This is a genomic window from Streptomyces sp. NPDC054765, from assembly GCF_053612065.1.
Genome location: NZ_JBSHBP010000023.1, coordinates 38,460 through 56,715, shown reverse-complemented (window position 1 = coordinate 56,715; position 18,256 = coordinate 38,460). Strand labels below are relative to the sequence as shown.

The following is an 18,256-nucleotide window of genomic DNA, read 5'->3' as shown; positions in this document are numbered from 1 at the left end:
GGGGCTGTCGGTGCATGGCGAGAAGCGCTGATCAGCTAGCTGCCCGTCATCGTGCAGCAATGGAACCGTTGACGTCTACGAACAGTTGGTGCGTCCGATCTATTAGGATCTCTATATGGACTGGACGAGTGCCCAGCTGCGGTCCCTGGTGGAGCTGACCAGGCGCGGGACGATCACCGCGGCGGCACAGGCCCTTGGATACACGCCGGGTGGCGTCTCCCAGCAGATCGCCGCGCTGGAGAAGGCCGCGGGCATGGAGCTGCTGCGGCGGGTCGGGCGGCGGGTGGAGCTCACCGATGCCGGCCGGACGCTGGCGCGTCACGCCGAGCGGATCCTGTCCACGGAGGCAGAGGCCGTCGAGGCCCTGGAGCGCACCCGTCAGGAGGTCTTCGGGGTGCTGCAGGTGGGGCTGTTCGCCACGGCAGCCGCCGAGCTGCTGCCGCCGGCGCTGCAGGAGGTACGGCGGCTCCATCCCGGGCTGACGGTGCACAGCCGCGACATGGATGTGGACGAGGTGCACGACGCGGTCGCGTCCGGCGCGGTCGATCTGGCGCTCGGCCTGGACTACCCGGATGTGCCCATTCCGCGCGAGCCCGCCCTGCAGGTGCGCCGGCTCTACCGCGAGCGGTTCTCGCTGGCGGTACCCACCGGGTCGATGGACGGACGCGAGGTGGTCGGCCTGGCGGAGACCCAGGATCTGGGGTGGATCCTGCCGTCGGCCGACAGCTACTACGGCCGCGCGGTGCGCACCGCCTGCCGACGAGCCGGCATCGAACCCCGGGTCCAGCACGAGGTGACCGACACCGCGGCCACCCTCGCGCTCGTCGAGGCCGGTATCGGGGTGAGCACCGTGACGGATCTGATGCTCGGCCTGCGCGCGTCACGGCTCGATGTCGTACGGCTGCGGGAGAAGGTCGAGCGGCACATCGTGGTGATGTGCCGCTCCTCCGCCGAACACCGGCCGACGGTGGCGGCGCTGGTCGGCGTCCTGCGGGTGGTGTCCGGGGCCCGGACACCACCCCCGGCCCGCCACGATCCGTAGCACGGGCTCCGGCGGCCACGCCGCCAACACCCCTTTCCCCACGGTGAGTTGACCTGCCCGCCGGAACAAGATGCCTGTTGCACGAGAATCCGCTCTCCTCGCGCTGCGGCGCCCCGTCACCAGTTCCGCTTGCCCTCAGCCCCGCAAGTTGTCGCGCTGCAGTCCCTTTTGCCAGGGAGGATCGTGAGTGAGGGTTTCAGGCCAGTGGTGACCCACGCCACGACGGTGGCCCGTCGTGCCGCCGTTGCCTGACAGGGAGCGAGCAATGTCCCCCCATCACACCCCGAAATCTCCTCTTCCCGCGTTGCTGGGAAGAGGCCCCCAGGGAATCTTCAGGCGCACACTTCCCCATGAACAGCCCACCGGTGAGCGCATGGTGCGCACCCTCGGCCTCACCCAGCTGACGATGATCGGTATCGGCGCCATCATCGGGGCCGGCATCTTCAGCCTGGCCGCGGCAGTCGCCCGGGACGTCGCCGGCCCCGCCGTGCTCGTCTCGTTCCTCGTGGCCGGCGCCGCCTCGCTCTGCGCGGCCTTCGCCTATGCCGAGTTCGCCGGAATGGTGCCGAAGGCCGGATCCTCCTACACCTACTGCGCCGCGGTGCTCGGGGAGATCGTGGGCTGGATCGTGGGCTGGGATCTGCTCCTGGAGTACACCGCCATCGTCGCCGTCGTGGCGATCGGGATGTCGGGCTACCTGGGATTCCTGCTCCAGGCCGTCGGCATCCACCTGCCGGCCTGGGCCCTGGGCGCCCCCGGCACCGGAGCCGGCCACCGGGTCGACCTCCTCGCGATGGCGATCTGTCTCGGCGTCGCCTGGCTGCTGAACCGCGGCACCCGTACCTCGGCCCGGGTGGAGACGGTGCTGACCCTCATCAAGATCGCCATCGTGCTGCTGGTGATCGTGGTCGGCTTCACCAAGGTCAAGACCGGCAATCTGCACCCCTTCGCGCCGTTCGGTCTCGGCGGGGCGTTCACCGGCGCGTCGACGGTCTTCTTCGCCGTGTTCGGCTACGACGCGCTGAGCACGGCCGCGGAGGAGTCGGTGGAGGCGCGGCGCAAGCTGCCCAAGGCGATGATGCTGTCGCTGGCGGTCTCCATGGTGCTGTACGTGCTGGTCTGCATCGTGCTCACCGGGATGCAGCACTACAGCGAGCTCAACCCGAAAAGCGGCATCGCCAGCGCGTTCCAGAGCGTGGGGCTGAGCGGGCTGGCCAATGTGATCGCCGTCGGCGCGGTCATCGGCATCGTCACCGTGACCTTCTCCTTCATGATGGGCGCCTCCCGCCTGTGGTACGCGCTCAGCCGCGACGGGCTGATGCCGGCGTGGTTCGGCGCCATCCACCCCCGGCGCAAGGTTCCGCACCGCGCCACCTGGCTGATCGGCATCGTCTCCGCCGTGCTGGCGGGTCTGCTGCCCATCAACGCGGTCGCCGAACTCACCAATATCGGAGTGCTGCTGGCGTTCGTGGTGGTCTCGGCCTCCGTACTGGTCCTGCGCTACCGCAAACCTCATCTCAAGCGCGGCTTCCGCTGCCCGGGGATGCCGGTGGTGCCCGTCCTCGGCATGGCGTTCTCCGTCTGGCTGATGTCGTTCCTGCAGTGGCAGACCTGGGTGCGGCTCGGCGGCTGGCTGATCGTCGGGCTGGTCATCTACGCCGGCTACGGCTACCGCCGCACCCGAAAGGTCATGCCGGGTGGCTCGGTGGACCTCGATGCCCTGGACGACCTGTCCGATTCCGACGAGCCCGAGCCCGCACCGGTCCGGTGACGGGCGGTCCGCCGCCGACGCCGGGGCTCCGCCGCTCCCCCGCCCGGGGAAGGGACGGAGCCCCGGCGTCGCCGGGACGTTCAGCCGGCGGCCGCCGGGTGCAGATACGGCTCACCGGTGGGGACCGCGCGCCGCAGACAGCTGAGGACGGTGGGCAGCAGCGGATTGCTGTTCTCGCTGCGGTGCAGCGCCATCACCGTGCGGTGTGCGGAGCGCTGGGTGACGCGGGTGGCCTCGATCCCCTCGCCGGGGAGATGGCCGAGCGCCGGGACCACGGCCACGCCGAGCCCCGCCGACACCAGCCGGCGCACCACATCGTAGTTGTTGCTCCGGAAGGCGACGGCGGCGTCGAACCCCGCGGCCGCGCAGAGGCGGAGGAACGACCGGGCCCCGGCGGTGTCCTCCCGGCTGGTGATCCAGCGGGCCCGGGACAGCTGGGGCAGCTGCGCACCGAGGTCACTGCCGCGAGGCCTGAGCAGGAGGAGGTCCTCGCGCAGCAGAGGGTGGCAGGTCAGGCCCTCGGGCCACTGGCGGGGGCTGAGCCCGTACTCGTAGACGAGCGCGACATCGAGATCGCCGTGGCTGAGCGAGGTGATGAGCTCTTCGGGTTCGCCCTCCTCCAGCTGGATCTGTGCCCGCGGATGGCTGTCGACGAGCGCGGACAGGGCGGCGGGCACCAGCCGGACATCGGCCGTCGGAAAGCTGCCCAGCCGCAGCCGGCCGGTGGCGCCGGTGGCGAGCTCCCGCACCTGGTGCTCCAGGTCGTCCATGGCCGCCAGCACATGGGTACTCAGATCGACCAGCCGGTGGGCCGCGGCGGTGGGGCGGATCCCGTGCGCCTCCCGCTCGAACAGCGCCAGCCCGGTCTCCTTCTCCAGGGCGGAGATCTGCTGCGAGATGGCGGACGCGGTGTAGCCGAGGTCGCGGGCCGCGAGGGCGAACGAGGCGCTGCGGACGACGGCCTTCAGGGTGAGCAGATGCAGTGGCTTCAGCAACGCGGGCTCCCAAGGACGCGGGAAGCGAGCATAAGCACCCGCGGCCCTCGAAGGCGAGGGTAAGCATTTGTTGCCCTCAAGCATGAATTCTTTCGTCCTGCTGGGTCTTGTCCCCCGCCCCGGGCGGCCCACATCGTGGACGGGACCAGGCCGAGCATGACCGGTGGGCAAAAGGAGCGAGCACGGTGACCATGACAGCGCAGGGCCTCGGCGGCCTCGACGCGGCAGCTGTGGCCGAAGCCCTCGGCCAGGGGGATTGCGGCAAGGTGGCCGGCGACGCCGGCCACCGGGCGCGGTACGCCGCCGATGCCTCCAACTACCGCCAGGTCCCGCTGGCCGTGGTCTTCCCCCGCGAGCGGCAGCATGTCCTCAACGCGCTGCGGGTGTGCCGTCGCCTGGGGGTGCCGGTCACCGCACGTGGAGCGGGCACCAGCACCTCCGGGCAGGCCGTCGGGCCGGGCGTGGTGCTCGACTTCTCCCGCTACTTCAACCGGCTGGTCGCGCTGGATCCGCACGCCCGGACCGCCACCGTGCAGCCCGGCATCGTGCTGGACGAGCTGCAGAAGGCAGCCGGCGAGCACGGTCTGCTGTTCGGCGCCGACCCCTCCACCCACAGCCGCTGCACCCTGGGCGGCATGATCGGCAACAATGCCTGCGGCTCGCACTCGCTCGCCTGGGGGCGCACCGCCGACAACATCGTGGAACTCGAAGTGGTCACCTACCGCGGCACGGTGGTCCGGCTCGGCGAGATGACCCGTACGGAGATCGATGAGGCCATTGCCGCGGGAGATGACCGCGGAGAGCTGATCGGCGCCCTGTTCCGCCTCGCTCAGCGCAACCTGGGGACGCTGCGCACCGAGCTGGGGCGGTTCCCACGGCAGGTGTCGGGCTATGCGCTGGAACAGTTGCTGCCCGAGCGGCGTTTCCACCTCGCCAAGGCCCTCGTCGGCAGCGAGGGCACACTCGCCGTCGTCCTCTCGGCCACCGTCCGCCTGGTCACGCCCCCGCCCGCGCGGGCCCTGGTCGTCCTCGGCTTCTCGGACGCCTGTGCCGCGGCCGACGCGGTTCCCGCACTGCTCCGGCACGAGCTGCTGGCGCTGGAGGGACTCGACCACGCGCTGACCGATATCGTCACCCGGCCCGGCACCCGGGCCACCATCGACACCCTGCCGACCGCACAGGCCTGGCTGTTCGCGGAACTCGGCGGTCCCGCGGACGCTCTGCCCCAGCAGGCCGAGGCGCTGGTCCGGACCGCCGACCGGGCCGCGGGCTGCACCGGCAGCGAGGTCATCACCGATCCCGTGCGGGCCCGTGCGCTGTGGCGCATCCGCGAGGACGGAGCGGGCCTGGCCACCCGGCTGCCCGACGGATCCGAAGCCTGGCCCGGATGGGAGGACGCGGCCGTCCCGCCCGGTCAACTGGGCGCCTATCTGCGCCAGTTCACCGATCTGCTGCACCGCTATGAGCTCCAGGGCGCCGTCTACGGCCACTTCGGCGAAGGCTGTCTGCACGTGCGGATCAATTTCGACTTCACCACCGAGCAGGGCACCGCCGTCTTCCGCGCCTTCCTCACCGAGGCCGCCCGGCTGGTCACCGCCCACGGCGGTTCGCTGTCCGGCGAGCACGGCGACGGCCAGGCCCGTTCCGCGCTGCTGCCGCTGATGTACGGACCCGGCGTCATCGCCCTGTTCGAGGAATTCAAGAACATCTGGGACCCCGACAACGGTCTCAATCCCGGCATGATCGTGCGGCCGCTGCCCGTCGACGAAAACCTGCGGGTCAGTCCGCACCGCGCCCCCCTGCCCCTGGCCACCGTCTTCCCCTTCCACGCCGACGACGGCGACTTCGCCAAGGCCGGCCGCCGTTGCGTCGGCGTCGGCAAGTGCCGCTCCACCGAACCCCGCGGCGGGGTGATGTGCCCCAGCTATCGCGTCACCCTGGACGAGAAGGACTCCACCCGCGGCCGGGCCCGTCTCCTCTACGAGATGACCCGCGGAGAGGTCATCACCGACGGCTGGCGTTCCACCGAGGTCCGCGACGCCCTCGATCTGTGCCTGTCGTGCAAGGGATGCAGTGCGGACTGCCCCGTCGGGGTGGACATGGCCACCTACAAGTCGGAGTTCCTGCACCACCACTACAAGGGACGCCTGCGGCCGGCCTCGCACTACACCATGGGCTGGCTGCCGCTGCTGTCACGGCTGGCCGCCCGGATTCCCGGCCCGGTCAACGCACTGACCTCCTCCCGCCTGGCCCCGGCCGTCAAACGCCTGGGCGGCATCGCCCCGCAGCGGGACATCCCGCGCTTCGCCGGGCAGACCTTCCTGAGCTGGTTCCGCCGCCGTACGCCCCGGGGCGACGGCGGGCGCGGCCCGGTCCTGCTGTGGGTCGACTCGTTCAACAACCACTTCAGCCCCGATGTCCTCAAGGCCGGCGTGGCCGTGCTGGAACACGCCGGATTCCGGGTGCAGGTCCCCGAGGGCACCCAGTGCTGCGGGCTCACCTGGATCACCACCGGGCAGCTCGGCGTCGCCCGCCGTATCGCCCGGCGGACCACCGCCGCGCTGGCTCCCGCGGTCCGCGCCGGCACACCCGTCGTCGGACTGGAGCCGAGCTGCACCGCGGCCCTCAAGAGCGACCTTCCCGAGCTTCTCGACGGCAACGAGGACGCCCGCGCCCTCTCCCGGGCCACCCTCACCCTCGCCGAACTCCTCGTCCACCACACCCCCGGCTGGCAGCCCCCACAGGTCGAGGCCCACTCGCTCAGCCAGACCCACTGCCACCAGCACGCCACCTCCGGCTTCGGCGCCGACAGCACGCTGCTGGCCCGCATGGGAATCGACAACACCACGCTCGACTCCGGCTGTTGCGGCCTCGCCGGCAACTTCGGCTTCGAACGCGGTCACTACGACGTCTCGGTGGCCGCGGGCGAGCAGGTCCTGCTCCCCGCGGTGCGCGCGGCCGCCGCCGGCACCCACATCCTGGCCGACGGCTTCAGCTGCCGCACCCAGATCGCCCAGCAGACGCCTCGCAGCGGCACCCATCTCGCCGAGCTGATCGCACAGGCGCTGCCCCCGGCCGACACCTCCGCCTGACCCGCGCACCCTTCCTCCCTACGGACAAGGAACACTCCTGTGACTGATGCACTCTCCCTCGTCGACGAGTGGGGCCCCGAGAAGATCGTCGTCGTCTCGCACCGGCGCACCGGTATGAAGGGCGTCCTGGTGATCGACAACACCGCCCGTGGCATCGGCAAGGGCGGCACCCGGATGAGCCCCGGCGTGACCGTCGACGAGGTGTCCCGGCTGGCCCGCGTGATGACGTGGAAGTGGGCCGCTGTCGATCTCTTCTACGGCGGCGCCAAGGCCGGCATCGTCGCCGATCCCGCCTCCCGCGACAAGGAGGCGGTGCTGCGCGCCTTCGCCCGCGCACTGTCCAACGAGGTGCCCCGCGAGTATGTGATGGGACTCGACATGGGCCTGACCGAAAGCGACGCCGCGATCATCCAGGACGAGCTGGGCGACCGCGGCGCCGCCGTCGGCACCCCCGAGCACCTCGGCGGCGTGGCCTACGACAAGCTCGGCGTCACCGGCTACGGCGTTGCCGAGGCGGCCGACGCCGCGGCACAGCACCAGGGACTGACGCTGTCCGGCTCCCGGGTCGCCCTCCAGGGCTTCGGCGCGGTCGGCAGCGCGGCCGCCCGGCGCTTCGCCGAACTCGGTGCCACGGTCGTGGCGGTGTCGACCGCCCACGGGGCGCTGCACGACCCCAGCGGACTCGACGTCGACGCCCTGCTGGCGGCGCGTGACGAGCACGGCGACCACTTCGTCACCCGTCACCCGTCCGGTACCGCGCTCGCCCCGGGTGCCGAACTCACCGTGGACTGCGACCTCTTGGTGCCCGCCGCGCTCCAGGACGTCATCACCCGTACCACCGCGCACGCCATCAAGGCGAAGCTCGTCGTGGAGGGTGCCAATCTGCCCACCTCCGCGGAAGCCCAGAGCGTCCTCGCCGAGCGCGGCATCACCGTGATCCCCGACTTCGTGGCCAATGCCGGCGGTGTCGTCGCAGCCGCCTTCGCCATGGACGCCCGCTACTCCGGGTTCCGGCCCGACACGTCCACCATCGTCGAGACGGTCTCGACGAGGCTGCGGGCCAACACGGGGACCGTCCTGGACGCAGCCCGGCACCAGGACGTCACCCCGCACACCGCCGGCCGCCGCCTGGCCGAGGACCGCGTCCGCGCCGCCATGCACAGCAAGGGGCGTATCCCACGCCACTGATACGCGGCCGGCAAGGCGGGCGCGCGCACCGCTACCGGCATGCCTCCCGGCGCTTGACCACGGTGAGCGTGACCCGCCGGTCCTGTAGCGGTGTGCCCGCCCGCGGGTTCTGTGCACAGACCTTCCAGCCCGCGGGCCACAGCACATGACGCCCCGTGCCGCGCCCGTCCTTGAGCCGGACGGAGGTGTCGTAATGGAGCGCCGCGTAGGCGGAGACCAGCCCCTGGCCTGCCACCTGCGGCATCCTCTCGGGGCCGTCGGCACGGGCGGGAACGGCCGGAATCAGGCAGCACAGGGCGATGACCGAGGCAGTAACGATTCTGTTCACCACCGGAGAACGACCACCACGGGCAACGGTCACCGCAGGACTTACGCACCCGCGTTCGGGGCCGTCGGCCCCGGCCCCGGTCCCGCCGGCATCAGGAGAGCGGCCGGCAGAGCAGGGCATCGGGGCTGCCCTGGTGTCCGGGGCGGCTGGTGTAGGCGATGCCTGCCGCGTACGCGTCGGACGGGCACTGGCCTTTGTAGCGGCCGTAGGCGAAGTCGCCGCCGGGGTCGCCGGGCGGGCGGTGGTCGCCGCGGTCGAACCAGCGGGTCTCCCCCGCCGTGCCGAGGGAGGTGCGGGCGGGCATGCACAACGCGGCGGAGACCTTTTCCCCGCGCAGGCTGTAGCCGGTGAGGAAGTGGCCGTCGGGGCACTGGAGTTTGCTGTAGCCGGGAGCCCAGTCCCCGCCCGCAGGGACGTAGCGCTCGTCGCGTACGACCTCGGGGGTGCTTGCGGGGGTGCGCAGGTCGGCGGCGGCGGGGGCATCGGTGCACAGGCCGCGGCCTTGGGTGTGGCTGATGCCGATCAGCCGTTCGCCGTCGGGGCAGGCCGCCTTGCGGGCTCCGCTGTCCCAGTCGCCCAGGGCGCGGGTGCTCAGGGACTGGACGAAGTCGCGGTGGTCGAGGGTGAGCATGTGCCATGCGGGGGTCGGTGGCACCGGTCCGGTCCGCCCCGGTGCCGTCCGCAGCCGGTTCCAGGCGGTCGCACGCCAGTCGTCGCCGTCCAGTATTCCGGTGCGGCGCCCGGCGTTGTCGTAGCGCAGCATGGCCCAGCTGTCCCCGGCCGGGCGGCCCTGGGCGTCGGTGCTCCAGCCGACGACCGGCCAGTAAGCGAAATCCGTGTCGGTGGCGGCAAGGTAGTCCGTCAGATGGGCGAACCAGGTGCGGGCCGCCGGGCCCCGCTCGTCGGAGCCGATACCGAATTCGCTGACCCACAGGGGTGCGGTGAAATGCTGCCCGGACCCGTCGGAGACGAAGAAGGCCTGATCGTGCAGGACGGCGCGCAGCTGGTCGCCGGTCAGGTCCTGATAGCGGGGGTCACTGGTCTCCCCCAGGCCGGTGGCGCCGCTGTGGTGCGGGCCGGTGTAGCCGTAGAAGTGGGCCGAGTAGACGAGCTTCCCGGAGATGACGAGGGTGTGCGAGAGCGTACGGACCGGGGTGAGCGTGGGGCGGCCGTGCGGCAGCCCGTCCACCGGCAGCCCGGTCCAGTTGATGCCCTCGATGATGAGGAGAAGACGGGGGTTGGCCTCCGTCTGGATCCGGTCGGCCGCCTCCTGGGCGGCGGCCTGCCAGTCGTGGTCGTCGCCCAGGCCCCAGTTGGGGTCGTCCCAGATGTCGCGGCGCACCTCGTTGTAGAGGTCTGCTCCCACCACACGGCTGTTGTCCTGATAGCGGCGAGCCATGAAGACCCAGTCGTCGGCCCATTGCCGAGTGGTCCGGTGGCTGTTCCACCGCTCGTTGCCGTCGAGGGCGCAGCACCAACGGGTGGTGTTCGTGTGGTTGTTGAGGATGACGGCAAAGCCGTCCGCGGTCAGGGCCGCAACCACGGCGTCGAAGATCTGCAGCGGTGTCCTGCCGCGCAGCTCCGGGTTGGCGGCGACCGCGGCATCGGGCACCGGGGCCGTGGAGTGGAGCATCTCGTTGGAGAACGGCAGCCGGATGCTGTTGAGGCCCAGGGCATGGAAGTCGTGCAGCAGGGTGGTGAGCGCCGCTCGGTCAAGGCCGAGCGGGATGCCGTGGGAGTTCTGGCCGCTGTGGTGGTTGGCGGCATCGTTGATGTCGCCCGAGCCGTTCCAGGAGCCCTGCGCACCGTCCCAGTTGCCGGACTTCAGCCGGAACCGCTTGCCGTCGGCATCGACGATATAGCGGCCCCTGGTGGACAGCGGAGCCGTCCACGCCGCGGCGGTCTTCCGTACGGCCGGCGGTCCGGCGGCGGAAGCGTCCGGAAGGACAGGGGCTGCGGCCGCACCGGGGAGACCGATGCCGGTCATGACGACGGCGAGGCACAGCGCCCAGGCACCGCACGCCGAACGTAAGAAGGGCTTCACGTCATCTGCCTGCTTCGTCGGGGGTACCCGTCGGGTCCGTCCGGCGGGCAGCCCCGCGGCAGGGACACCGCCGACGGGGCATCCACAAGTTACCGGCGAGTGACCGGCGGGGCCATACCCGTGCGGCCGGTTTTCCGGGCCCCGGCTGCGTCCGGGCCCGGTGCCGGGCACGTCCGGACCCGGTGCCCTTGCGCGCCGCCCCGGGAGGCCGGAGCGGTGGGTGACGCGACCGGCTGGGGCTTCGCCGCCCGGTGGGGAGGCCACCCTAGGAGCCGGGGTCGATACCCTGAGGTCATGACCACGGCTTCCAGCCCAGCCCCCCGGCCGCGCCCTGGGGGGCGCACGGCACGTACGCGTGCGTCCGTGCACGACGCCGTGCGGAAACTCCTCGCCACCGGCAGAACGGATCTCACCGTTCGGGAAGTCTCCGAACTCTCGGGCGTGCACGAGGTCACGATCTACCGCCGCTGGGGATCCCTCGAGACGCTCGTGCTCGATGTCGCCACGACCCGGCTGAACGAGGAGGCGCCCTTCCCGGACACCGGCGAGTTGCGCACCGACCTGCTCACCTGGGCGAAGGCCGTCTCCTCGCAGCTGCAACGCAGCGACGGATTCGCCTTCTTCAAAGCGCTGGGCTCCGCCGCGTCTCCCGCGTTCGGTGCCCGCCCCGAGGACGCCCACCTGCACGCGGGGGACTACCTCCGAAGCCGCACGGTGGAGATGCAGCACGCCCTGGACCGCGATGCCGAGAAGGGCGGCAATCCGCCGACGGTGGACATGGTGCTCGACTTGGTCCTCGCGCCGCTTTACCTCCGGGCCCTGTGGGGCTACGCGCCCCACAGCGAGGTCGAGGTGCTCATCGACCGTGCCCTCGCTGCCGCGCCACCGAACCACGCCGGCCACAAAGGCCCGCGGCGTTCCACCGGTCACTCCCGCGAGTGAGCCGCGGGCTTCGCTGCACCATGCCGCGGTCGCGCCGCGGCGCCGTACGCCGCGCCGAGCGCCCCGTCGCGGCGAACCCCGGCTCCGCCCGCTCGGGGAGGTCTCCCCTCAGCGGGCCGGCGCCGGGGTTCCGTTTCAGCGGTTGACCGGGGTGCGGTCGTCGAGCCAGTCGAGCATCCTGCCGAACGCATAGCGCTGCCCGCCGAGATGGCAGTGGGCGTCTGCACCCTCCTCTTCGGTGAACCGCAGCCAGGTCCTGTCCGGGGCGGTCAGCGCGTGGTAGACCTGTTCGGGCTGGCCCTGGAAGAACAGGTCGTCGGCCGCCTCGCACACCAGCACGGCGCATGACACGCGTTCCGCGATCCCGTCGCGCAGGTGGTAGTCCAGCATCCTGGCCGCGCACTCCCGCGGCGTGGCGCCGCCCATCACGAACTGCCCGTGCTCGAAGGCCCAGCGGGCGCTGGGGCTGCTCTGCATCGCGGCGGAGAGGGCGGCGTCGATTTTCGGGGCCGACTCGGCGGTCAGTGCCCGTTCGATCTCCGCACGGTCACCGTCGAGGAACTTCATGACGAAGGCGCCGAGGTCGTACACCCCGTCGTTGGCGATGACGGCCTTCAGCCTCGGTTCGAAGGCGGCGGCCCGGATGCACAGCTCCCCGCCGAGGCTCATTCCGTGCAGACTGATCTTGTCGGGGTCGACCTCTCGCCTGCCGAGCGCGTGGTCGATCACGGGGCCGACGACGTTCTCCCAGTCCGGCCTGAACAGCAGCCCCTGGCGGTGCCGGGTGCCGGGTTGGCCCGGTCCGTCGAAGCACAGCACGTGGTAGCCGCGCTCCTGCGCCGCAAGCCCGCCGCAGAACGTCAACTCCTCGGCCGTGCCGTCGAACCCGTTGTGCATCACGATCAGCGGCTGACGGCCGGGCAACGGGCTCGGATAGAAGTATCCCGGCAGGGTCGTGTTCTCGTACGGGATCTCCACCCGCTCGATTCCGCGGCCGGACAGGTCGACGAAGCGGTGGTACGCCTCGATGGACTTGTCGTACGCCGCCCGGATCCGGGGATCACCGGGGTCGCCGTGCAGGAAGAACTCCGCGGTGCGGTAGTAGTTCGACACACGCAGATAGGTATCCCGTGCGGTGACGGCATGGCCGCCCCGCTGCGCCTCAGCGGCCACCTGCCACAGTCGCTCCGCGGTCGCGGACCACTCCTCGTACCAGCTGTCGTAGTCACCGGACTTGATCCGGTCGGCGGTGAACAGAACCTCCCCGAGGTCCGCACCGCCGTACGCGATGTGCCCCAGCGATCGCAGGGTTTCGTACCAGAAATTCTCGTGCTCGTGGAAGAACAGCTGCTTCACGACCGCCACTCCTAATGCAAGGGATGCCTACATTAAGCAGCATGGCAGCGATCCGCCGCTAAGGCAAGATATCCTGCGTTAGCGTGGGTCATGCGACCACCGTCGGCCGTGCCGGCGGTCGGCGCCGGACGTCATACACATCGGCCTCCTGTCGCACCCCGCGAACAGGGCCAGGGTTCGCGCAGACGACCCGAGGGCCCCTGGCGGGGGCACCGCACGGCACCACACCCGGCGCCGCACAGGGCCGGGCGGCGTACAGCCGGGCCCGTCACACCACGGCCACCATCGAACCGCAGCAACAGGTACGTAGAGTGACCGAGCCATCACGGAATCGGGTGCTCCGCGGGCACTCGGTCCCACCGGAGAAAGGGACATGCATGCGCGCTCGCCATCTCGCCACGGCTGCCGTTCTGGCGCTCACCACCGCTCTTCCCGCAGCCGCCCCCGCCCCGGCACGCCCTTCCACCGCCACCGTCCCCACCACCCCGTCCGGCAGCCGGACCACCGCCACCCGCCTCGCCGGAAACACCGAGGTCCCCGTACAGGGCGGCTCGGCCCGCTTCGACGCTCCCCGCACCCTCCTCGCCGCGCTCAAGGCCCGCGGCGTGGTGATCGCGGAGATCGACACCCAGGGCCGGATCAGCCCCCGCTACCCCACCGGCGGCATGAGCCTCCGCATCAAGGGTGGTGCCGTCACCAACAGCGGCGGCAAGGTCGGCGGCGAACTCCGGTTCACCCGCGCCGGTGTCGCGCTGATCAACATCAAGACCAAGAAGGTCGTCAGGCTCACCGGCTTCGTCGGCGACCTCGGCCAAGGCACGCTCGCCGCCGTCCTGGACCGGGGCGCGAGAATTACCCTCGGTACCTTCGCCCGGCCCCGCATCACCTCATCCGTCGACACCGATGCCGCCGTACTGCGCATGAAGACCGGCATCACGGTCACCGCGGTCGCCGCCGCCAAACTCAACACGGCTCTCGGCACCAGATGCTTCACCGGCGGCGGACCCCTGCTGCACGTCCGCATCCATGCGGCTCTGGACCCGTCCGTCGACCTCCACACCGCCCTCAACCTGGGCCACCGCACACCCCGGCCCGACGAAGACGAAATGGGCCGGACGACCCACGACGCACCGGGATGAGCGACACCGCCCGGAACGAGAAGCCGGGCGTCCCGGCGTAGCGCACAATCCCCTTCCCCCCGTACGACAACTCCGCCCGTGGCACGGCCCGTTGCCTCGGGGTGGCCGCCGGCCTGGTGACGTCCGTCTGCGCATCCGATGACGAGGCATCGGGGGCCGGCCGGGAGGCGGGCACGCCGCCTCTCCCGGCCGCCGACAAAACGGCCTGGAGGCAATCCCGGGATCACCACCCTGCCCGCGCTGATCCCGCGGCATGCCGCCCCTCACTTCTTGCACAGAGCGGTGTCGAGGAGCGCATCGGCGTTCGTGAATCCCTTTGAGGTGGGCGCCCAGTCGGCGGTGACGACGATCGTGGCGGCGCGGCCGTCGTCGGTGACCCCGGGGGCCGAGTGGTAGCCGGGGGTGTCACCGCCATGCCCCCACATCACGCCGCCGCAGCTCAAGGGCCTGCTTGTCAGCCCCAGCCCGTACCGGAGGCCGACCCCCGCATCGAAATCATCGGGGACCTTGACGGTGGTGCGCATCTGGGCCAGCTGGGCGGGCTTGAGGAGTTGGCCGCCGATCAGGGCGGAGAAGAAGCGGTTCAGGTCGCTCGGGGTGGAGATCAGCTGCCCTGCGGCCCATCCCCAGGAAGGGTCCAGCGCTGTGAGGTCTTCCAGCCGCGCGCCGGGCTTCGTTGCGTGGTAGCCCCGGGGGTGGGCTTCGCGGATGTTCTCGTCGCCGACGTCGGGGAAGTAGGTGTGTCGCAGTCCGATGCGGTCGATGATCCGCTTGGTGATCTCCTCGGCGAGGGGACGGCCGGTGACTTTCTCGATGAGCAAGCCGGCCAGTATGTAGTTGGTGTTGCTGTACGACCAGCTGGTTCCGGGAGCGAATTCCGCTTTGTGGGCCAGCGCCGTGTCGAGCAGGGCGCGGGCCTGGTAATAGGTGTGGCGGCCCTTGCCGAAGACGGCTTCCAGCATGAAGTTGGTGTAGTTGGGCAGTCCGCTGGTGTGCTGGAGCAGCTGGCGTACGGTGATGTTGCGGCCGTCGATGCCCTCGCCGCGTACCAGGTTGGGCAGGTACTCCTCGATGGGGGCATCGAGGCCGACCTTGCCTTCACCGACCAGTTGCAGGACGACGGTGGCGGTGAAGGTCTTGGTGTTGCTGCCCGCCCGCACCTGTCCGTCGACCGGAACCTCCGCCTTGGTCTTCAGGTCCGCGACGCCGGCGGTGTAGTTGCGGGCGCGTCCGTCACGGTCGACGGTAGCGGCCAGAGCGGCGGGAAACTGGTCGTCGGTCACCAGCCGCTCCAGGCCCTTGTGTACGACATCACCAGAGCCGTGGGACTCCGCCGCCGCGGGCAAGGCGGTACCGGCCACGGTCAGGGCGACAGCCATGACCAGTGCCGCCCCGGCTGCCTGCCGCGGCCTGCACGGTGATGTGGTGTGAATGCGCCGGAACTTCTGAGAACGATCCGCCATGTGTGCACTCCCCTGTGAATCCTGCTGGTTGAGTCGGAGGGCCGAATGCATCCAGCCTGCGCGCACAAGATCCACCAATCCAACCGGGCAGCACGCCCATCCAACGTAGGGACATCCCCCGGGTTCTCGGGGGGCCTGTCCCCAGTTGCCTCCAGTCCCGCGCCGCTGGCGCTTCCCCCCGCTCCCGTCAACCCGGCCCCGAAGACCTGGGCGTTCGGCACTACGACGCGGAGGCTGTCCTCACGCGCGGTTTCGTGAACGGCACGGTCTGCCTCGGACTCGACTCGGCGGATCTCACAGACCGGGTCCAGGCTGCTGGACGCCGGGGAGCAGTGGGGATTGCCGGCAGCTCTCTTGCCGACGGCCTTCTCCCCCACACCAACTGCTTGACAGCAGGCACCGGGAATCAGTCACCCCTCACTCCCGTGAGTCATAGCGTTCGAAGCGCAGGATCGGGAAACTCAGCAGAAAGCCTTGAAGGCCGTTGGAGAGCCCGGTTCGCACAGCGCGGCGCGGACGCCGCTGTGCCACCGCCGGGCGCGTGGAGCCGCAGTCCGGCCGGGCAGGAACGCATCAGCGCATCACCATGGCACGACTCCCCTGTCGTCGAACAGCCGGCCGGTGGGGCCGTCGTCGGGCAGTGCCGCCAACCGGATGGCGATCACCGCGCCCTGTTCAGGGGTCTGCGTGCCGCTGAACCCATTGAGGTCGGTGGCCACGTAGCCGGGGCAGGCGTTGTTGATCAAGATGTTGGTGCCGCTCAGCTCCTTGGCGTACTGGATGGTGACGGCGTTGAGGTAGGTCTTCGTCGGCGCGTACGCCCCGCTGATCCCTCCGAGGTCGACACCGGGCGTGGTCTGCAGGGCGAGAGAGCCGACATGGCTGGACTGGTTGACGATCCGCGGGTGCGCCGAGTGGCGCAGCAGCGGCAGCATCGCGTTGGTGACCCGGATGACGCCGATGACATTGGTCTCCACCAGCCGCCGCACGGCCTCGAGGCCAAGGGTTGACGGCTCCTCCGGCCAACCGCCTGCCACGCCGGCGTTATTGACCAGCACGTCAAGGCGCCCCGCTCGCTCCTCGATCAGCTGTGCCGCGGCGGTCACGCTCTCGTCGTCGGTCACGTCCAGGGGCACGCCGAACGCATCGGCACCCGCCGCGCGCAGATTCGCCACGGCGTCCTTCCTGCGCTGCTCGTCTCGAGCGCCGACACCGATGCTCCAGCCCAATGCGCCCAGCCCGGCCGCGATCTCGTAGCCGATTCCCTTGTTCGCGCCGGTGACCAGCGCGATGGTCTTCTCACTCATGACAGCGAGCATGGATGCGCTTCGACCGGGCACCAACACCCTCTCGGTCATGCAGCAATACCTGAGCGACATCAGTCGACTATCCGCCGCAGTTACTGTGCATGCATGGAGATACGCGAGCTGCGGTACTTCGTCGCCATCGCCGAGGAACGGCACTTCGGCAAGGCCGCCCAGCGTCTGGAGATGGCCCAGCCGCCGCTGTCCCGCGCGATCGCCCGGCTCGAACGACAGCTCGGGGTCACGCTGCTGGAGCGCACCAGCCGTAAGGTCATGCTCACCGAGGCCGGGGCCGTGCTGCTCTCCGAGGGGCGCGCGATCCTCAGCGCGGTAGCCGCAGCTGAGCGACGTACCCAGCAGGCTGCGCAAACACGCCCCCGCCTCGTCCTCGCCGTCAAATCCGGCACCGCCGACGAGCTGTTGGCCAAACTGCTCGACGCCTACCGCGCGGAGTCCGGCGCAGCCACCGTCGATCTGTTGCTCTGTGAGGCACATCAGCAACACAAATTGCTGCAGGACGGGCAGGCCGACGTCGCTCTGCTGCACTTGCCCTTCGATTCGACGGCCGGACTCGACACCGAAATCCTGTGCACCGAGGGACAGGTGGCGATCCTGCCCGCCTCTCACTCACTTGCCGGCCGCTCTCAGATCCGGGTAGCCGAGGTCGCCGCACTGCCGGAACTCCCGATGGCTCGCTGGCCCGGTCCTGGCGGCAGCTACCCGGAGGGACCGGGGGCAGAGGTACGGAACCTCACACAGCTCTTCCAGCTGATCGCGCTCGGCCGTACCACCGTGATCATGCCGGAGTCCGCCGGCACCGACCTGCGCCGGGATCTCGCCGCGGTGCCCGTCCTGGATGCTCCGCCCGTGACAACGGTGATCGCTTGGCCGTCGCAGAGCCGACTTCGCGCAGCCGCCGACCTGATCCGCGTAGCAACACGTCTTTGACCGGCTGTGCGCTGTCCGCTCGCGGGGAATGCGGCCGGCTGTCCGGATCGTCGGCCGGCAAACCCGTCAGACGGCCCGGGACGCTCATGGAGCGGTCCCGGGCCGGAGGGCGACACCGGACCGCGGGCATCCACCCGTGCGACACCGGCACAGCGGCATTCATGGCACCCAGCGTGCGGTGCCGTCGCGTCGGCTAGCGGACGACGTGGATGGTCACCGGTGCAGATACGCGGTCCGTCTTCGCGTGCTGGTGGTGCTTGTCGGTCGAGTACAGCACCGAACGGAACTGCAGCTCACCCGTGTGTCGGACCTTGACGTTCGCGCGCGCATCGCCGCTGGAGTTCCGCGCCACGGTCTGCCAATGGCCCCAGTGGCCGGGCTTGCCGGACCTCTCCTGTATGACGAGCGTGGTGAACCGCTCGGCGTCGTCCCCACCCTGGCCGTGCACCTTCACGACGTGGCCGACATGCACCGTGTGGGGAGTGGCCTGGATCGAGATGTCGCTCTTCGCGAACGCCGGGGATGCTGCGAGTCCCGCCGAGGCCACACCCAGCGCGCCGATCACCGCGAACCGCTTCAGACCAAGCTTCATACTCGTGTCTCCTTGGATACCTATGTTCCCAATGCTCCAACCAAGACTCAAA

Annotated in this window: 14 protein-coding genes; 7 read left to right on the top strand and 7 right to left on the bottom strand. The window is 70.4% G+C overall.

The features are described 5' to 3' along the window. Positions 1-115: 115 nt before the first annotated feature. A complete protein-coding gene (locus tag ACWGJY_RS17095; protein WP_453261603.1) occupies positions 116-1,042 on the top strand; it encodes a LysR substrate-binding domain-containing protein in 927 nt (308 codons plus the stop codon). A gap of 373 nt (positions 1,043-1,415) precedes the next feature. After that, positions 1,416-2,813 (top strand): amino acid permease, encoded by a 1,398-nt coding sequence (locus ACWGJY_RS17090; RefSeq protein WP_453261602.1) that lies wholly within the window; start codon positions 1,416-1,418, stop codon positions 2,811-2,813. A gap of 80 nt (positions 2,814-2,893) precedes the next feature. On the opposite strand, the gene ACWGJY_RS17085 is transcribed toward ACWGJY_RS17090, so the two are convergent. Further along, entirely contained in the window at positions 2,894-3,808 is a 915-nt protein-coding gene (locus tag ACWGJY_RS17085; RefSeq protein WP_453261601.1) for a LysR family transcriptional regulator, read from the bottom strand. 191 nt (positions 3,809-3,999) lie between these two features. Here ACWGJY_RS17085 and ACWGJY_RS17080 point away from each other — a divergent pair, with 191 nt between their 5' ends. Both ACWGJY_RS17080 and ACWGJY_RS17075 read left to right on the top strand, forming a co-directional pair. Continuing rightward, positions 4,000-6,900 (top strand): FAD-binding and (Fe-S)-binding domain-containing protein, encoded by a 2,901-nt coding sequence (locus tag ACWGJY_RS17080; RefSeq protein WP_453261652.1) that lies wholly within the window; start codon positions 4,000-4,002, stop codon positions 6,898-6,900. Between the two features lie 39 nt (positions 6,901-6,939). After that, positions 6,940-8,088, top strand: coding sequence for a Glu/Leu/Phe/Val family dehydrogenase (locus ACWGJY_RS17075; RefSeq protein ID WP_453261600.1), 1,149 nt, complete (start codon positions 6,940-6,942; stop codon positions 8,086-8,088). Between the two features lie 31 nt (positions 8,089-8,119). Here ACWGJY_RS17075 and ACWGJY_RS17070 read toward each other — a convergent pair whose 3' ends face one another. Together ACWGJY_RS17070 and ACWGJY_RS17065 are read right to left on the bottom strand one after the other, a co-directional pair. Next, complete coding sequence (locus ACWGJY_RS17070) at positions 8,120-8,416, bottom strand: PASTA domain-containing protein (protein WP_453261599.1); 297 nt, start codon at positions 8,414-8,416, stop codon at positions 8,120-8,122. Between the two features lie 91 nt (positions 8,417-8,507). Further along, positions 8,508-10,403, bottom strand: a complete 1,896-nt coding sequence (locus ACWGJY_RS17065; RefSeq protein WP_453261651.1) for a cellulase family glycosylhydrolase — start codon at positions 10,401-10,403, stop codon at positions 8,508-8,510. Between the two features lie 420 nt (positions 10,404-10,823). Between ACWGJY_RS17065 and ACWGJY_RS17060 the strand changes: the two genes are divergently transcribed. Further along, entirely contained in the window at positions 10,824-11,402 is a 579-nt protein-coding gene (locus ACWGJY_RS17060; RefSeq protein ID WP_453261598.1) for a TetR-like C-terminal domain-containing protein, read from the top strand. A 135-nt stretch (positions 11,403-11,537) separates the two neighbouring features. On the opposite strand, the gene ACWGJY_RS17055 is transcribed toward ACWGJY_RS17060, so the two are convergent. Continuing rightward, positions 11,538-12,758 (bottom strand): alpha/beta hydrolase family protein, encoded by a 1,221-nt coding sequence (locus ACWGJY_RS17055; RefSeq protein ID WP_453261597.1) that lies wholly within the window; start codon positions 12,756-12,758, stop codon positions 11,538-11,540. Between the two features lie 377 nt (positions 12,759-13,135). Here ACWGJY_RS17055 and ACWGJY_RS17050 point away from each other — a divergent pair, with 377 nt between their 5' ends. Continuing rightward, positions 13,136-13,897 (top strand): hypothetical protein, encoded by a 762-nt coding sequence (locus tag ACWGJY_RS17050; protein ID WP_453261596.1) that lies wholly within the window; start codon positions 13,136-13,138, stop codon positions 13,895-13,897. Between the two features lie 263 nt (positions 13,898-14,160). On the opposite strand, the gene ACWGJY_RS17045 is transcribed toward ACWGJY_RS17050, so the two are convergent. Together ACWGJY_RS17045 and ACWGJY_RS17040 are read right to left on the bottom strand one after the other, a co-directional pair. After that, positions 14,161-15,360 (bottom strand): serine hydrolase domain-containing protein, encoded by a 1,200-nt coding sequence (locus ACWGJY_RS17045; protein WP_453261595.1) that lies wholly within the window; start codon positions 15,358-15,360, stop codon positions 14,161-14,163. 581 nt (positions 15,361-15,941) lie between these two features. Continuing rightward, positions 15,942-16,679 carry an SDR family oxidoreductase gene (locus ACWGJY_RS17040; RefSeq protein WP_453261650.1) on the bottom strand — a complete coding sequence of 246 codons (738 nt, stop codon included), beginning with the start codon at positions 16,677-16,679 and terminating at the stop codon, positions 15,942-15,944. A 93-nt stretch (positions 16,680-16,772) separates the two neighbouring features. On the opposite strand from ACWGJY_RS17040, the gene ACWGJY_RS17035 reads away from it, so the two are divergent. Further along, on the top strand, positions 16,773-17,612 hold the full coding sequence (locus tag ACWGJY_RS17035) for a LysR family transcriptional regulator (protein ID WP_453261594.1): 840 nt from the start codon (positions 16,773-16,775) through the stop codon (positions 17,610-17,612). Between the two features lie 193 nt (positions 17,613-17,805). Here the strand turns inward: ACWGJY_RS17035 and ACWGJY_RS17030 are convergent, their stop codons facing one another. Continuing rightward, entirely contained in the window at positions 17,806-18,204 is a 399-nt protein-coding gene (locus tag ACWGJY_RS17030) for a hypothetical protein (RefSeq protein WP_453261593.1), read from the bottom strand. Positions 18,205-18,256: the final 52 nt, after the last annotated feature.